This window comes from Pseudomonas sp. GOM6, from assembly GCF_029537485.1.
Classification (GTDB): Bacteria; Pseudomonadota; Gammaproteobacteria; order Pseudomonadales; family Pseudomonadaceae; genus Aquipseudomonas.
The window spans coordinates 148,143-166,341 of record NZ_JARPUS010000009.1 but is presented as its reverse complement, the minus strand read 5'-3'; the positions used below and the strand labels follow the sequence as shown (position 1 = coordinate 166,341).

18 protein-coding genes are annotated in these 18,199 nt (G+C 63.0%); 13 read left to right on the top strand and 5 right to left on the bottom strand.

The window, feature by feature from the left end; all coding sequences use genetic code 11:
• Positions 1 to 310: 310 nt before the first annotated feature.
• From rne to alaC, 5 genes are all read left to right on the top strand, one after another.
• Positions 311 to 3,280, top strand: a complete 2,970-nt coding sequence (rne, locus tag P7A97_RS12820; RefSeq protein ID WP_277690337.1) for a ribonuclease E — start codon at positions 311 to 313, stop codon at positions 3,278 to 3,280.
• A gap of 126 nt (positions 3,281 to 3,406) precedes the next feature.
• Positions 3,407 to 3,616: a YgdI/YgdR family lipoprotein gene (locus P7A97_RS12815; protein ID WP_277690336.1), complete on the top strand. Its 210-nt coding sequence runs from the start codon at positions 3,407 to 3,409 to the stop codon at positions 3,614 to 3,616.
• Between the two features lie 193 nt (positions 3,617 to 3,809).
• On the top strand, positions 3,810 to 5,021 hold the full coding sequence (locus P7A97_RS12810; RefSeq protein WP_277690335.1) for a CmpA/NrtA family ABC transporter substrate-binding protein: 1,212 nt from the start codon (positions 3,810 to 3,812) through the stop codon (positions 5,019 to 5,021).
• Positions 5,022 to 5,041: 20 nt separating this feature from the next.
• A complete protein-coding gene (locus P7A97_RS12805) occupies positions 5,042 to 5,620 on the top strand; it encodes an ANTAR domain-containing response regulator (protein ID WP_021699650.1) in 579 nt (192 codons plus the stop codon).
• Between the two features lie 319 nt (positions 5,621 to 5,939).
• Positions 5,940 to 7,178 (top strand): alanine transaminase, encoded by a 1,239-nt coding sequence (alaC, locus tag P7A97_RS12800; RefSeq protein WP_277690334.1) that lies wholly within the window; start codon positions 5,940 to 5,942, stop codon positions 7,176 to 7,178.
• Positions 7,179 to 7,220: 42 nt separating this feature from the next.
• Here alaC and P7A97_RS12795 read toward each other — a convergent pair whose 3' ends face one another.
• Complete coding sequence (locus tag P7A97_RS12795; protein ID WP_277690333.1) at positions 7,221 to 7,607, bottom strand: hypothetical protein; 387 nt, start codon at positions 7,605 to 7,607, stop codon at positions 7,221 to 7,223.
• Positions 7,608 to 7,777: 170 nt separating this feature from the next.
• On the opposite strand from P7A97_RS12795, the gene P7A97_RS12790 reads away from it, so the two are divergent.
• The 5 genes from P7A97_RS12790 (at position 7,778) to P7A97_RS12770 (ending at position 12,156) form a co-directional block, all read left to right on the top strand.
• Positions 7,778 to 8,086: a transcriptional regulator gene (locus P7A97_RS12790; RefSeq protein ID WP_277690332.1), complete on the top strand. Its 309-nt coding sequence runs from the start codon at positions 7,778 to 7,780 to the stop codon at positions 8,084 to 8,086.
• A gap of 321 nt (positions 8,087 to 8,407) precedes the next feature.
• Positions 8,408 to 9,784, top strand: coding sequence for a CmpA/NrtA family ABC transporter substrate-binding protein (locus P7A97_RS12785; RefSeq protein WP_277690331.1), 1,377 nt, complete (start codon positions 8,408 to 8,410; stop codon positions 9,782 to 9,784).
• A gap of 54 nt (positions 9,785 to 9,838) precedes the next feature.
• Positions 9,839 to 10,831 (top strand): ABC transporter permease, encoded by a 993-nt coding sequence (locus tag P7A97_RS12780; protein ID WP_277690330.1) that lies wholly within the window; start codon positions 9,839 to 9,841, stop codon positions 10,829 to 10,831.
• Positions 10,832 to 10,842: 11 nt separating this feature from the next.
• The gene (locus tag P7A97_RS12775; protein ID WP_277690329.1) at positions 10,843 to 11,634 is read left to right on the top strand and encodes an ABC transporter ATP-binding protein; all 792 of its coding nucleotides are present in this window, start codon (positions 10,843 to 10,845) and stop codon (positions 11,632 to 11,634) included.
• Positions 11,635 to 11,775: 141 nt separating this feature from the next.
• A complete protein-coding gene (locus tag P7A97_RS12770; RefSeq protein ID WP_277690328.1) occupies positions 11,776 to 12,156 on the top strand; it encodes an MAPEG family protein in 381 nt (126 codons plus the stop codon).
• Positions 12,157 to 12,219: 63 nt separating this feature from the next.
• On the opposite strand, the gene P7A97_RS12765 is transcribed toward P7A97_RS12770, so the two are convergent.
• Entirely contained in the window at positions 12,220 to 12,411 is a 192-nt protein-coding gene (locus tag P7A97_RS12765) for a hypothetical protein (protein WP_277690327.1), read from the bottom strand.
• 394 nt (positions 12,412 to 12,805) lie between these two features.
• Here P7A97_RS12765 and P7A97_RS12760 point away from each other — a divergent pair, with 394 nt between their 5' ends.
• Positions 12,806 to 12,973, top strand: coding sequence for a DUF2897 family protein (locus P7A97_RS12760; protein ID WP_277690326.1), 168 nt, complete (start codon positions 12,806 to 12,808; stop codon positions 12,971 to 12,973).
• A 21-nt stretch (positions 12,974 to 12,994) separates the two neighbouring features.
• Complete coding sequence (locus P7A97_RS12755) at positions 12,995 to 13,756, top strand: CPBP family intramembrane glutamic endopeptidase (RefSeq protein ID WP_277690325.1); 762 nt, start codon at positions 12,995 to 12,997, stop codon at positions 13,754 to 13,756.
• Here P7A97_RS12755 and P7A97_RS12750 read toward each other — a convergent pair.
• The 3 genes from P7A97_RS12750 to P7A97_RS12740 form a co-directional block, all read right to left on the bottom strand.
• Complete coding sequence (locus tag P7A97_RS12750; RefSeq protein ID WP_277690324.1) at positions 13,707 to 14,525, bottom strand: amino acid ABC transporter substrate-binding protein; 819 nt, start codon at positions 14,523 to 14,525, stop codon at positions 13,707 to 13,709. The two genes, P7A97_RS12755 and P7A97_RS12750, sit on opposite strands and share 50 nt — an antisense overlap.
• Positions 14,526 to 14,590: 65 nt before the next feature.
• Positions 14,591 to 15,382 (bottom strand): transporter substrate-binding domain-containing protein, encoded by a 792-nt coding sequence (locus P7A97_RS12745; RefSeq protein ID WP_277690323.1) that lies wholly within the window; start codon positions 15,380 to 15,382, stop codon positions 14,591 to 14,593.
• Positions 15,383 to 15,527: 145 nt separating this feature from the next.
• The gene (locus P7A97_RS12740; protein WP_277690358.1) at positions 15,528 to 16,154 is read right to left on the bottom strand and encodes a TetR/AcrR family transcriptional regulator; all 627 of its coding nucleotides are present in this window, start codon (positions 16,152 to 16,154) and stop codon (positions 15,528 to 15,530) included.
• Between the two features lie 153 nt (positions 16,155 to 16,307).
• On the opposite strand from P7A97_RS12740, the gene P7A97_RS12735 reads away from it, so the two are divergent.
• Positions 16,308 to 18,101 carry an acyclic terpene utilization AtuA family protein gene (locus P7A97_RS12735; RefSeq protein ID WP_277690322.1) on the top strand — a complete coding sequence of 598 codons (1,794 nt, stop codon included), beginning with the start codon at positions 16,308 to 16,310 and terminating at the stop codon, positions 18,099 to 18,101.
• Positions 18,102 to 18,199 lie beyond the last annotated feature (98 nt).

Below are 18,199 nucleotides of genomic sequence, written 5' to 3'. Positions count from 1 at the left end.
CGGATTCTGCGAGCGGCACCCGATTTCAGCGATACGTGTAGGGTGGAGATGCACAACCGTCGAACTGCGTAGCTACAGGCTTTACCAAGACGCGTCACAATTCGTCCGCAGCGAACGGTTGATTCCTCCCCTGACTGAGTGCTTCTGTCACCACAGCAAACAGGAGCGTAGTCGCGGTACCGGCCCCACTGGCCTGACCGCTAGACACCGGAATGATTTACGACCACTCCGGCGCGCCCCCTGACACCGACCGTAGAAGTCGTGTGTGCCAAACGCCGTTTCCGTTAGCCACGGAAACCATTGGTACAACATGAAAAGAATGCTAATCAACGCAACTCAACCCGAAGAGTTGCGTGTCGCCCTGGTAGATGGCCAGAAGCTCTATGATCTGGACATCGAGTCCGGCGCCCGCGAACAGAAGAAGGCCAATATTTACAAAGGCCGCATCACACGCGTCGAGCCTAGCCTCGAAGCTGCCTTTGTTGATTTCGGCGCCGAACGTCACGGCTTCCTGCCACTGAAAGAAATCTCCCGCGAATACTTCTCCAAGGCTCCGGAAGGCGGCCGCGTCAACATCAAGGAAGTGCTCAAGGAAGGCCAGGAAGTCATCGTCCAGGTCGAGAAGGAAGAGCGTGGCAACAAAGGCGCCGCCCTGACCACCTTCATCAGCCTGGCTGGCCGCTACCTGGTGCTGATGCCGAACAACCCGCGCGCGGGTGGGATCTCCCGCCGCATCGAAGGCGAAGAGCGCAACGAACTGCGCGAAGCGCTGAACGGCCTCAACGCGCCGGGCGACATGGGCCTGATCGTGCGCACCGCCGGCCTGGGTCGCTCCAGCGAAGAACTGCAGCTCGACCTCGATTATCTGGTGCAGCTGTGGACCGCGATCAAGGACGCTTCCAAGGATCGCGCCGCGCCCTTCCTGATCTACCAGGAATCCAACGTCATCATCCGCGCCATCCGCGACTATCTGCGCCAGGACATCGGCGAAGTACTGGTGGACAGCGTCGAAGCCCAGGAAGAAGCCCTGGCCTTCATTCAGCAGGTCATGCCGCAGTACGCCAGCAAGATCAAGCTGTACGAAGACAGCGTGCCGCTGTTCAACCGCTTCCAGATCGAAAGCCAGATCGAGACCGCCTTCCAGCGCGAAGTGAAGCTGCCGTCCGGCGGCTCTATCGTCATCGACCCGACCGAGGCCCTGGTGTCCATCGACATCAACTCGGCGCGTGCGACCAAAGGCGGCGACATCGAAGAAACCGCCCTGCAGACCAACCTGGAAGCGGCCGAGGAAATCGCCCGCCAGCTGCGCCTGCGTGACATCGGCGGCCTGATCGTCATCGACTTCATCGACATGACCCCGGCCAAGAACCAGCGCGCCGTGGAAGAAAAAGTCCGCGAAGCCCTGGAGGCCGACCGTGCTCGCGTCCAGGTCGGCCGCATTTCGCGCTTCGGCCTGCTGGAAATGTCGCGTCAACGCCTGCGTCCGTCGCTCGGCGAGACCAGTGGCATTGTCTGCCCGCGCTGCAACGGCCAGGGCATTATCCGCGACGTCGAATCCCTGTCGCTGGCTATCCTGCGCCTGATCGAAGAGGAAGCCCTGAAGGACCGCACCGCCGAAGTCCGCGCCCAGGTGCCGATCCCGGTTGCCGCCTTCCTGCTCAACGAGAAGCGCAACAGCATCACCAAAATCGAGCTGCGCACCCGTGCGCGCATCGTCATCCTGCCGAACGACCACCTGGAAACCCCGCACTTCGAAGTCCAGCGCCTGCGCGACGACAGCCCGGAAGTGATGAGTGGCCAGACCAGCTACGAGATGGCCAAGGTCGAGGTCGAGGAAGAAGCGACCGCCACCCGCACCCTGGTGCGCCAGGAAGCGGCACTCAAAGCGACTCCGCCGCGCCCGGCAGCACCAACCCCATCCGCTCCACTGGCTCCGACTGCCCCGACGCCGCAACCGAGCCTGTTCAAGGGTCTGGTCAAGTCCCTGGTGAGCCTCTTCGCCGGCAAGGAAGAAGAACAGCAACCGGTGGTCGAGGCCAAGCCCGCCGAGCGCAAGCCACGCAATGACGAGCGCCGTGGCGGTCGCCAGCAGAACCGTCGTGACGGTCGTGGCAACCGTGACCGCAACGACCGTGGTGAGCGTGCCGAACGCGAAGAGCGCAAGCCGCGTGAGGAGCGCCAACCGCGCGAGCCACGCGAAGAACGTCAGCCGCGTGAAGCCCGTGAGCCGCGTGAAGAGCGCCAGGCCCGCGAGCCGCGTGAAGGCCAGGAAAACCGCCGCGAGCGCCAGCCGCGCGAAGCCCGCGAGCCACGTGAAGAGCGTCGCCGCGAACTGCGCGAACCGCTGGACGGCAATACCGCCAGCAGCCAGGAGCAGAGCAACGAGCGCAAGCCACGCGAAGAGCGCCAACCGCGTCCGCCGCGTGAAGAGCGCCAGCCGCGCGCGCCGCAGAACGTGGATGCAGCCGAGGAAGAAGTACTGGACAGCACCGAGCAGCAGGATGATGGTCAGGACAACGGTGAAGGGGGCGATCGCCCACGTCGCCGCTCCCGTGGCCAGCGTCGCCGCAGCAATCGCCGCGAGCGCCTGCGTGATGCCGACGGCAACCCGATTGTCGAAGAAGCCGGCGAAGCCGAAGCCACCGAAGGTGCTACCACCACTGCAGCAGAAAGCGCTGCCGTAGCGGCTGTGGCGGCACTGCACCAGGCCAACGCGCAACCCCCGGCAGAAGCGCAAGCTGAAGTCACCCACGCTGCCGAGATCACCAGCGAGCCGGAAGCTGCTGAAGCTGTAGCTCCAGTCTTGGCCGAAGAGCCTGCCGCCCAGCCGGTGGTTGAAACGGCGCCTGTCGTAGAAGCTGCCGCAGCAGTAGAGCCCGTAGCGGAACCTGAGCCTGTAGCTCCGGTAGTGGAAGTGAAAGAAGAGGCTGCGCCAACCCCTGCAGCTGCACCGGAAGTAGCGCCAAACAGCACTGGCCGCGCACCTAACGATCCTCGTGAAGTACGTCGTCGCAAGCAGGAAGAAGCCGCACGTCTGCAGGCTGAGGCTGCCGCAGCCGCTGCTGCGGCACTCACTGCCAGCAACGAAACGGCTGCCGAAAAGCCCGCCGAGCAGGCCGCTGCAGCGGTTGAGGAAGTCGTTGAGGCTCCTGCCACCGCGGCCGAATTCGAGCCGACCAAGGTAGAAGCAGAGCAACCGGCCGAAAGCGCCGAGAATCAAACTACTGCAGATGAAAGCGCCACCCAGGCGAAAGAGGAAGAAGCCAAGCCGCAGGTCTGATCCTGATGGCGTGGCCCATAAAGGGGATGCTTCGGCATCCCCTTTTTTGTTTGTGCAGCAAAGCTTGAATTAGGCGGGCGCCCTGCCTAGGTTAGTTCTGTCGGCCCCCTGAATGGAGTTCACTGCATGAAGCATTTCTTTCTCGTCACTCTGATCTTGCTCACGCTGAACGGTTGCTCCACCGAGTACATCATCACCACCACCGATGGGCAGATGCTCACCACGGCCGACAAACCAGAACTGGACGAAGACACCGGAATGATCGAGTTCGAAGACAGTGAAGGGCGCAAGCAGCAGATTCCGCAGAATCAGGTAAAACACATGCTGGAACGCTAGATGCGTCCTCAACCACTCAAACAAAACCCCGCATTGGCGGGGTTTTGTTTGAGTGGCATATCGCTTGCTTGGGGTTCAACAGCAGAACCCTCTCCAACGGCGGAGCCGGTTCATAGACAATGGCGTCGTTTCTGGTCACGCAGCATGCTGCAGGCTGGGGCGGCGCTTTTTTGTTCAACGGCGGAACAAGCACATGACCGACAGCAGCACTCCCATAAACGACGCACTGGCCTGGGTCGCGGGCAGCGATGCCCCCGAAAAGAGCGCGCTTAACCTGGGTTTTATGGCCCTGACCGACTCTGCCTCACTCATCGTCGCGGCCACGCAAGGCTTCGCTCAGCCCTATGGCCTGAGCCTCAATCTGCAACGGCAAGCCTCCTGGGCCGGCTTGCGCGACCGCCTGCTGAGCGGCGAACTGGATGCCGCGCAAACCCTCTACGGCCAGGTCTATGGCATTCACTTGGGTATTGGCGGCCCTGCCACCCCGATGGCGATCCTCATGGGCCTCAACCAGAACGGCCAGGCCATCAACCTGTCCGAGCCCCTCAAGCGCGGAGGCGTGACCACTGGCGAAGCACTTAGCGCTCGCGTGCGCCAAGGCGGTGCAAAACTCACCTTCGCCCAGACCTTTCCCACCGGCACCCATGCCATGTGGCTGTATTACTGGCTGGCGGCCCAGGGCATTCATCCACTGGAGGACGTCAGTACCGTCGTCGTACCGCCCTCGCAAATGGTCGCGCACCTGCGCGCCGGGCGTATCGACGGTTTCTGCGCCGGCGGCCCCTGGGGCGCTCTGGCCGTAGAGGAAGACCAGGGCTTCACCCTGGCCACCAGCCAGATGATCTGGGCCGACCATCCGGAAAAAGTGCTGGGCGTGACCCGCGAGTTCGTCGAGCAATACCCCAACACGGCCCGCGCCCTGACCATGGCCGTGCTGGAGGCCAGTCGCTTCATCGACGAGAACGAAGAAAACCGCCGCAGCACTGCTCAGCTGATCAGCAGCAGCGACTATGTAGACGCCCCACTGTCCGCCATCCAACCGCGCTTTCTCGGCCAGTACGAAGACGGCCTCGGTCACGCCTGGCTGGATGCGCACCCGCTGCGCTTCTTTGCCGACGGGCAGGTGAACATGCCCTGGCTGTCCGATGGCATGTGGTTCATGACCCAATTCCGCCGCTGGGGCTTGCTGCGCGCTGATCCGGACTACCTCGCCGTCGCCCGTGAGGTTCACCAGCTTGAGCTCTATCGCCAGGCCGCAGAGGCCGTTGGCGTCAAGGTGCCCGAACAGGCGATGCGCCGCTCGGAACTGCTCGACGGCAGCGTCTGGGATGGCAGCGACCCGCAGGGCTATGCCCGCAGCTTCGCGATCCACGCCCGCAGCAACGATACCGCCATCGCCCTGTAACGCATCGAGATCACCGCACAATGCTACGCATACTTCTGATCAACGATACCCCGAAGAAGGTCGGTCGCCTGAAGAGCGCCCTGGTCGAGGCAGGTTTCGAGGTGATCGACGAATCCGGCCTGACCATCGACCTGCCCGAGCGGGTCGAAGCCGTCCGCCCGGATGTGGTTTTGATCGACACCGAATCTCCCGGCCGTGACGTAATGGAGCAGGTGGTACTGGTCAGCCGCGACCAGCCGCGCCCCATTGTCATGTTCACCGACGAGCACGACCCGCAGGTGATGCGCCAGGCCATTCAGTCCGGGGTCAGCGCCTACATCGTCGAGGGCATCCAGGCCGACCGCCTGCAGCCGATCCTCGACGTGGCCATGGCACGCTTCGAGAGCGACCAGGCCCTGCGCGCCCAACTGCAAGCCCGCGACGCCCAATTGGCCGAACGCAAGCGTATCGAGTTGGCCAAAGGCCTGCTGATGAAGATGAAGAGCTGCAACGAAGAGGACGCCTACACCCTGATGCGCCGTCAGGCCATGAGCCGCCAACAGAAGCTGATCCAGGTGGCCGAACAGATCATCGCCATGCATGACATGCTGGGGAACTAGGCTGAAGCCCTGGATTTATGCGATCCAGAATGGGCGCTCGCTGCACTCGTAAGCCCACCTACAGCGATGCGCTGGCTGCGACAAGCAAAGCGCTAGCGCGGTCCGATCGTCTGGCTGGCGCGTCACGTATGCCGATATAGAGCCTCTCGCCGATCCGCAGCTACGCTTGAAACACCGACTGTGCTGACTGCACCGCTAAATGGCCGGCAAACTGCTCTGGACAGCCATCAGCCAAGCCCCTTATCTTCGCCGCCAGGCCACACGCAGGTGGCCAGCGTCGCTCGGACGGTTCCGGGCGCTTACGTACTTCGAGGAAGCCATGGCTGATAATGCCAAGCGCCGCTTTGCGCGCATCGATCGTCTCCCCCCCTACGTTTTCAATATCACCGCCGAACTGAAGATGGCCGCTCGCCGCCGTGGTGAGGACATCATCGACTTCAGCATGGGCAATCCGGACGGCGCCACCCCGCCGCACATTGTCGAAAAGCTGGTCCAGGTCGCACAACGCGACGACACCCACGGCTACTCCACCTCCCGTGGCATCCCACGCCTGCGCCGCGCCATCTCGCGCTGGTACAAGGAGCGCTACGAGGTGGAGATCGACCCGGAAAGCGAAGCCATCGTCACCATCGGTTCCAAGGAAGGTCTGGCGCACCTGATGCTGGCCACGCTGGACCATGGCGACACCGTGCTGGTGCCCAACCCCAGCTACCCCATTCACATCTACGGCGCGGTGATTGCCGGCGCCCAGGTGCGCTCGGTGCCGCTGGTTCCGGGCGTGGATTTCTTCGCCGAGCTGGAGCGGGCCATCCGCGAGAGCATTCCCAAGCCGAAGATGATGATCCTCGGTTTCCCCTCCAACCCCACCGCGCAGTGCGTGGAGCTGGACTTCTTCGAACGCGTGGTGGCCCTGGCCAAGCAGTACGACGTGCTGGTGGTGCACGACCTCGCTTACGCGGACATCGTCTACGACGGCTGGAAGGCACCGTCGATCATGCAGGTGGAAGGTGCCAAGGACATCGCCGTTGAGTTTTTCACCCTGTCCAAGAGCTACAACATGGCCGGCTGGCGTATCGGCTTCATGGTCGGTAACCCGGAGCTGGTCAGTGCGCTGGGGCGGATCAAGAGCTATCACGACTACGGCACCTTTACCCCACTGCAGGTGGCGGCCATCGCTGCGCTGGAGGGCGACCAGCAGTGCGTCCGCGATATAGCCGAGCAGTACCGTCAGCGCCGCAACATGCTGGTCAAGGGTCTGCACGAGGCAGGCTGGATGGTGGAGAAGCCCAAGGCCTCGATGTACATCTGGGCCAAAATCCCCGAGCCCTACGCCCATCTCGGCTCGCTGGAGTTCGCCAAGAAACTGCTACTGGAAGCCAAGGTCTGCGTCTCGCCGGGCCTCGGCTTCGGCGACTACGGCGACGACCATGTGCGTTTCGCCCTGATCGAGAACCAGGACCGCACCCGCCAGGCCATTCGCGGGATCAAGGCGATGTTCCGAGCCGACGGCCTGCTCAAGGAACCGCCGGCCAAAACGCGCAAAGCACCGGCCCAGTAAAACCAGAGGCCCCGACGGAAAAACCGCCGGGGCCTCTGGCTATCAGCCGGAATAATCCAGTGCGGTCCACAAGCGCCCTTGCCCAACCAGGCAGCCGGGCCGCTGCAAAGCCTCGCCCGGCACAGCCTGGAGCCGCGCCCCGAGCCCCAGGGAGTCGTCCTGGTGCTGACTCAGCCACTGGACACGGCCACAGTTGGGGGTCTCGATCAGATAGCTGGTCACTACACCCGACGGCGCCTCCGGCAGACGAATGACATCCAGTACCCAGCCCGCTTCCTCGCGACGCTCGCCATCCGCCACCAGCACCGTCCAGGCCCGCCCTTCGTCGATAACCAGATAAGCGCCATTGGCACGAGGCTGTTCGCTCTGCGATTGGGCGCAACCGGCGAGCAGGGCCAGCAGCACAATTGTCATCAGCTTCTGTTGCATTGTCGGGAGCTCCTCTGGATGGCCGCAGTGAGTTTGCGCGCACGAATTCAGGCAGTGGAGCGATCCTAACATCGAACACTGTTTATCTGTACAGTATTTTTTATTAGGCTATCGCCCGACTTACCGAGGCCCGCTTTCCGGGCAGCGCATCGCCAAACAGGAGTCTTGCCATGCTGGATGTCATGCAGCTGAAACACGCGGTCAACCGGATGAATCCGGAGCGGGTACGCAGCACGGTCGACGAACTGCTGCTCGAAGGCATCGTCACCGAGCGCCGCACCCCCTTCAACCGCGCTCATTTCAACGGCTGCTTCGCCGAGATCGAAGCCCTGTTGCAGCGGGCCGGCTATCACCGCCAGCTGGATGTGGTCGGCTATCAAGGCCAGGCCTATGCCCTGTTCGACCCGGCGCGCTGGGAAGCGGTGCAGGTGTTGCGTTGGCTACGCGACTTCACCGAGGAAACTCGCGCCAGCGGCTGATGCACTGCCCACTATTGCACGCGCCGGGCGCAGCCCTGCACTGCCTTGGTTCATACGACCTGGCCTGGTGAATACGCGAAAAAAGGCGTTTCGACTGCTGTTAGAACCCCCTATCAAACTGATTTACAAGAAATTATTCAGGTCTCCGAAGCATACGGAAGAAACTGGCAAGGCCTTTGCAGAAGACCTTTCAGCCACACCCGTCTTCGGATCGCCAACGGCGGTGATCGGGACGAATAGACAAAGACGTCGACGCAACCAGCCTTTCGGGCCGGTTCGCTGCGACGTCTTTTTTCGTTTCTGACCACGAGGAATCTTTCGATGCGCAAGACCCGCCGTACTCCGCTGAAATCCCTGCTCGGCGCCGCCCTGCTGGCGCTCTCCCCGCTCTCCATACAGATGGCCCTGGCCGCCGGACCGGAGACCGAACCAGAGAAGGAAGAGCTCAAGCTCGGCTTCATCAAGCTCACCGACATGGCACCGCTGGCCATCGCCTACGAGAAGGGTTATTTCGAGGATGAAGGGCTATTCGTCACCCTGGAGGCCCAGGCCAACTGGAAAGTGCTGCTGGACCGGGTAATCGATGGCGAGCTGGACGGCGCGCACATGCTGGCCGGCCAGCCGCTGGGCGCGACCATCGGCTTCGGCACCAAGGCCGATGTGGTCACCGCGTTCTCCATGGACCTCAATGGCAACGCCATCACCGTCTCCAACGAAGTCTGGGCGGAAATGAAGAAACATGTGCCGATGGAAAACGGCAAGCCGGTGCACCCGATCAAGGCCGACGCGCTCAAGCCGGTCATCGAGCAGTACAAGGCCAAGGGCAAGCCGTTCAACCTGGGCATGGTGTTCCCGGTTTCCACCCACAACTACGAGCTGCGCTACTGGCTGGCCGCCGGCGGCATCAACCCGGGCCTGTACGCGCCGGAAAAAGGCGACATCAGCGGCCAGATCAACGCCGACGCGCTGCTCTCGGTGACTCCGCCGCCGCAGATGCCGGCCACCATGGAGGCCGGCACCATCAGCGGCTACTGCGTGGGCGAGCCGTGGAACCAGCAGGCCGTGCTCAAGGGCATCGGCGTGCCGGTGATCACCGACTACGAGATCTGGAAGAACAACCCGGAGAAGGTCTTCGGCGTGTCCAAGGCCTGGGCCGAAGCCAACCCGGAAACCCACAAGCGCCTGGTCAAGGCCCTGATCCGCGCCGCCATGTGGCTGGACGAGAACAACAACGCCAACCGCGCCGAGGCGGTGGAGATCCTCTCCCGTCCGGAGTACGTCGGCGCCGACGCCAAGGTGATCGCCAACTCCATGACCGGCACCTTCGAGTACGAGAAGGGCGACAAGCGTGAAGTGCCGGACTTCAACGTGTTCTTCCGCCATGACGCCACCTACCCCTTCTACTCGGACGCCATCTGGTACCTGACCCAGATGCGCCGTTGGGGCCAGATCAGCGAGGCCAAACCGGACAGCTGGTACCTCGACGTGGCCAAGCAGGTGTATCGACCGGATCTGTACCGCGAAGCGGCCAACGAGCTGGTCAGCGAAGGCAAGGCCAAGGCCGATGACTTCCCCGCGGCCGACGAAGACGGCTACCGCGCCCCGAGCAGCGACTTCATCGACGGCGTGACCTACGACGGCCGCACGCCCAACGCCTACCTGAACTCCTTCCAGATCGGCCTGAAAGGCACCGAGTAAACCCGCGCAGGCGGAGCCAGCCGGCTCCGCCCTCGCCCACGAGAGGACAGGACGATGAGCAACCCGAACGTCGCCACCCCGATCAAACAGACCGTCGATACCGCGCGCAGCCAGGCCCTGGTCAAGCGCTGGGCACCGGCAATCATCCTGCCGCTGGCCGGCATCGTATTCTTCCTGCTGTTCTGGCAGCTGGTGGCCAACAACATCCAGACCAGCCTCGGCCAGTTTCCCGGGCCGGTGCAGGTTTACAGTCAGTTCGGCTCACTGGTTGACGCCCACGTCGCCGAACGCGCCAAGGCCGAGGCCTTCTACGAGCGCCAGGAACAGCGCAACGCGGCGAAACTGGCGAAAGACCCGAGCGCGGAGGTGAAGATCCGTCCCTACACCGGCAAGCCGACCTTCTTCGACCAGATCGTCACCAGCCTCTACACCGTGCTGGCCGGTTTCGCCCTGGCCAGCCTGGTCGCCGTGCCACTGGGCATTCTCTGCGGCCTGTCGAAAAGCATCTACGCCGCAGTCAACCCGCTGATTCAGGTGTTCAAGCCGGTCTCGCCGCTGGCCTGGCTGCCGCTAGTGACCATGCTGGTCAGCGCCCTCTACACCAGCAGCGACCCGCTGTTCGCCAAGTCCTTCATTACCTCGGCGATCACCGTGGCGCTGTGCTGCCTGTGGCCCACCGTACTCAACACCACCGTCGGCGTGGCCGGCCTGGACAAGGACCTAACCAACGTCAGCCGCGTGCTGCGCCTGTCGCCGCTCGACCATGTCTGGCGCATCGTGCTGCCGGCCGCCGTGCCGGCCATCTTCACCGGCCTGCGCCTGTCGCTGGGCACCGGCTGGATGGTGCTGATCGCCGCCGAGATGCTGGCGCAGAACCCGGGCCTGGGTAAGTTCATCTGGGACGAATTCCAGAACGGCAGCTCCAATTCCCTCGGCCGCATCATGGTGGCGGTGATCGTCATCGGCCTGATCGGCTTCCTCCTCGACCGCCTCATGCTCCTGCTGCAGAAGTCCGTGAGCTGGGACAAGAACGCCGTGCTGCGCTAAGGAGAACGACCATGAATCAAGCACACCTCGAACTGAGCGGCGTCGGCATCGACTTCCCCACCGACAAGGGCCTGTTCTGCGCCCTGCAGAACGTCAACCTGAAGATCAACAAGGGCGAGTTCGTCTCGCTGATCGGCCACTCCGGCTGCGGTAAATCCACCGTGCTCAACATCGTCGCCGGGCTGTACCAGGCCACCACCGGCGGGGTTATCCTCGACGGCCGCGAGGTCAACGAGCCCGGCCCGGAGCGCGCCGTGGTGTTCCAGAACCATAGCCTGCTGCCCTGGCTGACCTGCTACCAGAACGTCGAACTGGCCGTGCGCCAGGTGTTCAAGGGCAAGTCGCGCAAGGAAGTGCGCGAATGGACCCTGCACAACCTGGAGCTGGTGCACATGCTGCACGCCAAGGACAAGCGCCCCGGCGAGATCTCCGGCGGCATGAAGCAGCGCATCGGCATCGCCCGCGCCCTGGCCATGCAGCCCAAGGTGCTGCTGATGGATGAACCCTTCGGCGCCCTCGACGCGCTGACCCGCGCGCACCTGCAGGACTCGCTGATGGAGATCCACCGCGACCTCGGCAACACGGTGATCATGATCACCCACGACGTCGACGAAGCGGTGCTGCTGTCCGATCGCATCGTGATGATGAGCAACGGCCCCGCCGCCACCGTCGGCGACATCCTCAAGGTCGACCTGCCGCGTCCACGCGACCGCCTGGCCCTGGCCAACGACGCGCAGTACCACCACTGCCGCGCCGCGGTGCTGGAGTTCCTTTACCAGCGCCAGCAGCGCCCGGCGGCCTGATCACCGGCCTGCCCGGCTCCCTTGGCCCGGCCTTGTGCCGGGCTTTTTCATGGCTGCTGCAAAGTGGCCGAAGCGCCCCTTGTGCCGACATGCTGCGGCCTCCTACGCTCAGCACGGATATAACAAGAACACGGAGTTCCTATGCCTTACAGCGTCTACGTTGCCGCCATTCTGACCCTCGTCCTGATCGGACTTTCACTCAATATTTCGCGCCTGCGCATGCGCTACCAAATACCCTTTGGCGACGGCGGCAAGATGGATCTGACCAAGGCCATACGCGCCCACGGCAACAGCCTGGAACAGTCGGTACTGTTCATCGTGCTGCTCTATCTGGGCGAGGTCAGCGGGCAGATCGGCGGACCGCTGGTGGCCGCTCTTGGCTTCGCCTTCATCATGCTGCGCCTGCTGTATTGCACCGGGCTGTTCGCCCGCATCCTGCTGCTGCGCCAGGCCAGCCACGGGCTGACCATGCTGCTGATGCTGGTGCTGGTGCTCAGCGTGCTCCTACTGATTCCCCACTAAATTGCAGGCAAAAAAACGCCGCGAAGATCGCGGCGGGAGAGTGAGTAGCACACACCTATTGCACTAGGTGTGATGCTGCAGCTCTTGTGTGACCGTTTGATGACCAGCCTGCGACAGCTCGTCGGGCAGCCCATGTGGCGCCTCCAGCCGCTGCTTGAGACGCTCGACGAACTGGTCGGCGGCCTGCTGGGTGCGAAAGGGCACGGCACAAAGCCCCAGTTTGACGATCCAGCTGCGCTCGGCGACTTCGCTCATGCTGATATCCATAAGCTCCCCCTGATGAGTGGATAGGTCCGGCAGGGCGAGCTTAGGCCAGGAAAGTGACAACTCAAAAGTCAAAAAAACACTAAGCGAATGCTGCTGCGGTTATGAACCAATAACAGGCAACAACCTCTCTAGGACGCACCTTTTACGCTCACGCAAACGCACAGGCATGTCCGACAGAGGCCTGGCTGCTCTTGCTCAAGCTGCTTGCATGGGGCATGGCCACGTCTTTCTCGGTGCAGGTGGCGCTATTCGGACAATCCCTCAGAGCCGTCTGGGTCCCGGTCGGCTCCAACAGCGGCCGTGGCCCCCCCTGTATCGACACGGGACTGACAGCGGCGGTGCAGAGGTTTATGGTGATCTATCACGAACTGAGGAGAATCCCATGCCCTGGTATGCCTGGCTGATCATCATCCTGGCGCTCGGCTCCATATTGGGCAGCTTGCTGCTGCTGCGCGACAGTGCCCGCAAACTGCCGCTGAGCGATGAACAACTCGCCCGCATTCACCGGCGCAATGCCGAGCAGGATGCCAAGGACGCCGAAGACCGCTGAGCCCCACCGACAAGGACGTACATGCTTTCGCTTCATCTGCGCGCCCTGCTGCCTCTGCTGGTGCTGGCCAGCGGCTTTACCCTGGGTTACCTGCAGCCCCCTGCCCTGCTCTTCGGCCTGCTGTTCGCCGCCTGGATCATGCTGGGCTCAGGCCGGCTGCCGAGCTGGCTGTGGTGGAGTGGCGGACTGCTGGCCGGCATTGCGCTGGCGGCCCATCTGCTGCCCGGTTTCCACCCGCTGCCCTTGTGGCCGTCTCGCCAGCTCAGCGCCGACGCCCCACCCTATGCCCTGCGCCTGTCCTGGGACAAGCTGCTACTGGGTATGACCCTACTGGCCTGGTGGCTCGGTCAGCCACGCAATACAGCGCCGCGGCCCAAAACGGCCTGGCTGAGTGCTTGCGCCACCTTACTTGGCGTTCCTCTGCTGGCACTGCTGCTGGGGCTGGTCGGCTGGCAGCCGAAGTGGCCAGAAGGATTGTGGCTGTGGCTGGCGGTCAATCTCGGCGTGACCGTGCTGGCCGAGGAGCTGCTGTTCCGCGCCTGGCTGCAACCGGCACTCTGTAGACGCCTGGGGGTGGTCTGCGGCATTGGACTGACCGCCGCGCTGTTCGGCGCCGCGCACATGCCCTTCAGCCCATTGTTTGCCCTGGTGGCCGCCTTGGCCGGGCTCGGCTATGGACTGGTGTTCCATGGCAGCGGACGTCTATGGCCAGCCGTGCTTCTGCACGGCGCGGTCAATCTTCTGCACTTACTGCTGCTGAGCTATCCCGTGCGTACGGTCTGACGACGATGCCGTATGGGGTAAATATACGCTGCAGCGCTCCGCTCTCGCGCAGCAGATCGAGGGCATGGCGGAAATCCTCGGCACTGATGGGCGCATGTGGGCTGAGCAGGGCGTAGTGCCGGTAACGCTGATCCTCCCAGTCCGAAACCAGCAATTGGTCCCTGAGCTGAGGCTGCTCGCGCAAGCGCGCGCCCAACCAGGAACGGGTAATGGGAGCGATGTCGACCCGACCTTTGAGCACCAGTTTGAGGTTGCTCTCGTGGGAATAGGTCAGAACGGCGTTGAAGTTTTTCTCCAGCCATTTGGAATCGTTATTGAAGCCGGCGAAACCATAGTGGTAACCATTGAACAGGGCCATTCGCTTGCCCTGCAGATTGTCGAAAAAGTGCTGGTCACGACCGGCTTCGGCACGAGCAACCAGGATTTCCGCATCCTCCAGGCCCATATCGATGCGCGGGCCGGCAATGCCCTGCCAGCTCCAGTCGGGGTTCTCAAAGATGGCGATATGAATACGGCCACTGCGAAAGTCGTCGAAGCGCCGGTTCAACGAAGTTGCACGCAGGCCAAAGCGATGCTGGTTCTGCACCTGGTTAAGCGCGACCACCAACTCCCCAAGCAAGCCGCCCTGCAGATTCTCCTCGGGCTTGATCACATAGGGCGGGAAATGGACGGCCGCAATCAGCACCTCGTCCGCGGCCATCGCCCACTGGCAACACAGTACCAGTAACAGCAACAGCCCCCGCGCCCATCCCTGTGGACACCGCAACATATTGACCCCTTGGACAACAACGCTCGCCAGAGACTAGCTCAGGCATCCAGCCAGGTAAATGTCGATCAATGTCGAATGGGGTTGGCTTGCTCCACGTCGCTTCCTCTGGCATCCCGCAGGTGATACCTGGCAAGCAGTTCGGGCAATCGGCCGTTATCGCGCAACAACCGCATGAGCTCACCCAGCTTGGCAGCACTCAGCGGCGAACCTGGACGTAACAACGCATGATGGTGGTAGACCTGGTCGGCACGTTGCGAGATCAGCAACTGCTGACTCTCCTGCGGGTACTCGCGCTGGAAGATCGGCAAGTAGGAACGCGTCACCACACTGATATCCGCACGATCGTGCAGCAGCATCAGCAGGTTGCTGTCATGGGAGTAGGTCAGCGATGCCTGGAAGTGGCTCGCCAGAAACGCCTGCTCCGCATTGAAGTCGGCAAAGCCATAGTGATAACCGGTATAGAGGGCCATGCGCTTGCCCTTCAGGCTGTCGAAGAAGGACTGATCGCGACCCGGCTGCTTCTGTGCGACATAGACCTCAGCGTCGATGATCTGCAGGTCAAGCTTGTGCAACTCGGTGTACTGCCAGCCCCACTCAGGGGATTCGAACAGGATGAGGTCATAGCGAGCCTGCTGGAAGTCGCGGTAGCGACGGGTGACCGAGGTCGGCACCAGACTGAAGCGATAGTCATCCTGAGCGCTGTTAAGGGCTGTCAGCAACTCGGGCAGCACGCCAGCAGGCGACTCGCTCTCGGGTTTAATCACATAAGGCGGGAAGTGGTAGGCGCCCACCCTGACCTGCTGTGTGGCAGCCAGAGCCGGCGCCCAGCAGGCAAGCACGATAAGCAGCAGATGCATAAAAAAGTGCAACGCGGCACCTCGGGACAGGAAGGCCAAAGTCCGACATATCCCTGTCTCCAAGCCAGGCAGCGCCGGCTCAAAGGAAGCTTAGCAGGCTACGGCGAATGAAAATCACAGTTGGCCAGATTGGCCACCCGCATGATCAGCAAGCGTCCTTGATCACCAGAGTCAGAGCCTGCTCGGCCAGTTGATCCAGGCTGACCTTGCCGCCTGGGCGGAACCAGGTGGTGGTCCAGCTCAGTGCGCCGGTCAGGAAGCGCCGCAGGATGAAGGGGTCTGCATTGAAGAAGCCTGCGGCGCGTGCCTCACCCAGCACGTCCAGCCAGATTTGCTCGTAGGTATCACGCAGGCTGAGGATATAGGCCTGTGCCTCTTCGGACAGTGAACGCCATTCGTAAACCAGCACGCCCATGGCCTCGCCAGTGCCGCCCATGATCGACTGCAGCTCGCAACGGATCAGCGCCAGTACGCGCTCACGCGGACCTTGCGCTTCCTCCAGTGCCGCGCGCAGCAGCGCGGTGTTGTAGATCACCGTCTCCTCCATCACCGCCCTGAGGATCTCGTCCTTGCTCTTGAAGTGATGAAAGATGCTGCCGGACTGGATACCCACGGCGCTGGCCAGATCGCGCACTGTCGTGCGCTCGTAGCCCTTGCTGCGAAACAGATGGGCTGCAGTTTGCAGCAGCTTGCCACGGGCACTCTCCGGGTCGATCAGCTCGCCGCTGGCCACCATCTTCTGCATCACGTCACGGGCTTTCTGTTCGTCCAGGCTCATCGCTCCCCCATATGGAATGCCGCTTGCGCGTGCATTGTACGCCAGCCAACCAAGCAAGCGCTCGGGATAAATTAGATCAAGCACTTTTCAACCAAGCGCTTGCTTGGTAGTGTTTCACCACCTGAGTGATTGCGCGGAATGACCACAATGAGCAAAACCGTTCGCATCGGCTGCGCCTCCGCCTTCTGGGGCGACACCTCCACCGCCGCCGCCCAGCTGGTACGTGGTACCGAGCTGGACTACCTGGTGTTCGACTACCTGGCCGAAATCACCATGTCGATCATGGCCGGCGCGCGTATGAAGAAGCCCGACGAAGGCTACGCCACCGACTTCGTCGAGGTGCTGGCGCCGCTGCTCGGTGAGATCGCAGAGAAAAACATCCGCGTCATCAGCAACGCTGGCGGGGTCAATCCGGCCTCCTGTGCCAAGGCCCTGGCGGCCGCCTGCGAGAAGGCTGGGTTGAGCCTGAAGATCGCCGTTCTGCATGGCGACAACCTGCAGCCCAAGCTGGGTGAGCTGGCCAAGGCCGGCACCGTGGAAATGTTCACGGGCGCCGCGCTGCCGCCCATGTGCGTGTCGGTCAATGCCTACCTGGGCGCACCGGGCATAGTCGCGGCTCTTGAGGCCGGCGCCGACATCGTGATCACCGGCCGCGTGGTCGACAGCGCGGTGGTCAGCGCCGCGCTGGTGCATGAATACGGCTGGGCCTGGAACGATTACGACAAGCTGGCCCAGGCCGCCTTGGCCGGCCACATCATCGAATGCGGCGCACAGTGCACCGGCGGCAACTTCACCGACTGGCGCGATGTGCCGGACTACGAACATATCGGCTTCCCGGTCATCGAAGTTCAGGACGATGGCAGCTTCGTGGTTGCCAAACCCGAAGGTACAGGCGGCCTGATCTCCACCCTCTCGGTGGGTGAGCAGATGCTCTATGAAATCGGAGACCCGCGTGCTTACTACCTGCCCGATGTGGTCTGCGACTTCACCCAGGTGCAACTGACCCAGGTCGGCGCAAACCGTGTAGAACTGAAGGGTGCGCGCGGCCTGCCGCCGACCGTTCAATACAAGGTCAGCGCCACCTACCCCGACGGCTTTCGCTGCACCGCCAGCTGCCTGATCGCCGGTATCGACGCCGTGGCCAAGGCCGAGCGGGTCAGCCAGGCGATCATCGCCAAGACCGAGGAAATCTTCGCCGAGCGCGGCTGGGGCCCCTACCGCGAAGTGCATATCGAACTGCTCGGCGCCGAGGCTACCTACGGTCCGCACGGCCAGCGCAAGGACACCCGCGAGGTGGTGATCAAGCTCGGTGTGCGCCATGCGAAGAAGGAAGCGCTGATCCTGTTCTCCCGCGAGATCGCCCAGGCCGCTACCGGCATGGCCCCCGGCCTGACCGGCATCGTCGGCGGTCGACCCACCGTGTACCCGGTAATCCGCCTGTTCAGCTTCCTGGTGGACAAGAGCGCCTGCGCACTGGAAGTGGAGATCAACGGCGAGCGCCGGCCGGTCACCCTGCCGGAAGTGGCCACATTCGACGCGGGCCAGATCGCCAGCGCAGCCGCCCTGCCCGCTCCGGCCGGCAAGGCCGATGCGACCGTGCCGCTGATCAAGCTGGCCGTCGCCCGCTCCGGGGACAAAGGCAACCACAGCAATATCGGCGTGATGGCGAGAAAGCCCGAGTATCTGGCCTGGATCGCGGCTGCGCTTTGCGAAGGCGCGGTGGCCGAATGGATGCAGCATGTGCTCGACGGCCAGACCGGCAAGGTCAGCCGTTGGCACCTGCCGGGCAGCCACAGCCTGAACTTCCTGCTGGAGAATGCCCTGGGTGGCGGCGGTGTCGCCAGCCTGCGCATCGACCCGCAGGGCAAGGCCTTTGCCCAGCAGCTGCTGGAATTTCCGGTGCCGGTGCCCAAGGCCTTGGCACAAGCGTTGGGCGAATAACTCTGTGGGAGCGGCTTCAGCCGCGATGCTCTTGCTTTGCACCTATCGCGGCTAAAGCGGATTGCCACCCAGCCGCTCCCGCAAAAACGACGAGGACG

Excerpts from the sequence above, each read along its gene's own strand:
- rne (WP_277690337.1), top strand. The coding sequence starts at position 311 with ATGAAAAGAATGCTAATCAACGCAACTCAACCCGAAGAGTTGCGTGTC.
- P7A97_RS12815 (WP_277690336.1), top strand. The coding sequence starts at position 3,407 with ATGAAGCATTTCTTTCTCGTCACTCTGATCTTGCTCACGCTGAACGGT.
- P7A97_RS12810 (WP_277690335.1), top strand. The coding sequence starts at position 3,810 with ATGACCGACAGCAGCACTCCCATAAACGACGCACTGGCCTGGGTCGCG.
- P7A97_RS12805 (WP_021699650.1), top strand. The coding sequence starts at position 5,042 with ATGCTACGCATACTTCTGATCAACGATACCCCGAAGAAGGTCGGTCGC.
- alaC (WP_277690334.1), top strand. The coding sequence starts at position 5,940 with ATGGCTGATAATGCCAAGCGCCGCTTTGCGCGCATCGATCGTCTCCCC.
- P7A97_RS12795 (WP_277690333.1), bottom strand. The coding sequence starts at position 7,607 with ATGCAACAGAAGCTGATGACAATTGTGCTGCTGGCCCTGCTCGCCGGT.
- P7A97_RS12790 (WP_277690332.1), top strand. The coding sequence starts at position 7,778 with ATGCTGGATGTCATGCAGCTGAAACACGCGGTCAACCGGATGAATCCG.
- P7A97_RS12785 (WP_277690331.1), top strand. The coding sequence starts at position 8,408 with ATGCGCAAGACCCGCCGTACTCCGCTGAAATCCCTGCTCGGCGCCGCC.
- P7A97_RS12780 (WP_277690330.1), top strand. The coding sequence starts at position 9,839 with ATGAGCAACCCGAACGTCGCCACCCCGATCAAACAGACCGTCGATACC.
- P7A97_RS12775 (WP_277690329.1), top strand. The coding sequence starts at position 10,843 with ATGAATCAAGCACACCTCGAACTGAGCGGCGTCGGCATCGACTTCCCC.
- P7A97_RS12770 (WP_277690328.1), top strand. The coding sequence starts at position 11,776 with ATGCCTTACAGCGTCTACGTTGCCGCCATTCTGACCCTCGTCCTGATC.
- P7A97_RS12765 (WP_277690327.1), bottom strand. The coding sequence starts at position 12,411 with ATGAGCGAAGTCGCCGAGCGCAGCTGGATCGTCAAACTGGGGCTTTGT.
- P7A97_RS12760 (WP_277690326.1), top strand. The coding sequence starts at position 12,806 with ATGCCCTGGTATGCCTGGCTGATCATCATCCTGGCGCTCGGCTCCATA.
- P7A97_RS12755 (WP_277690325.1), top strand. The coding sequence starts at position 12,995 with ATGCTTTCGCTTCATCTGCGCGCCCTGCTGCCTCTGCTGGTGCTGGCC.
- P7A97_RS12750 (WP_277690324.1), bottom strand. The coding sequence starts at position 14,525 with ATGTTGCGGTGTCCACAGGGATGGGCGCGGGGGCTGTTGCTGTTACTG.
- P7A97_RS12745 (WP_277690323.1), bottom strand. The coding sequence starts at position 15,382 with ATGCATCTGCTGCTTATCGTGCTTGCCTGCTGGGCGCCGGCTCTGGCT.
- P7A97_RS12735 (WP_277690322.1), top strand. The coding sequence starts at position 16,308 with ATGAGCAAAACCGTTCGCATCGGCTGCGCCTCCGCCTTCTGGGGCGAC.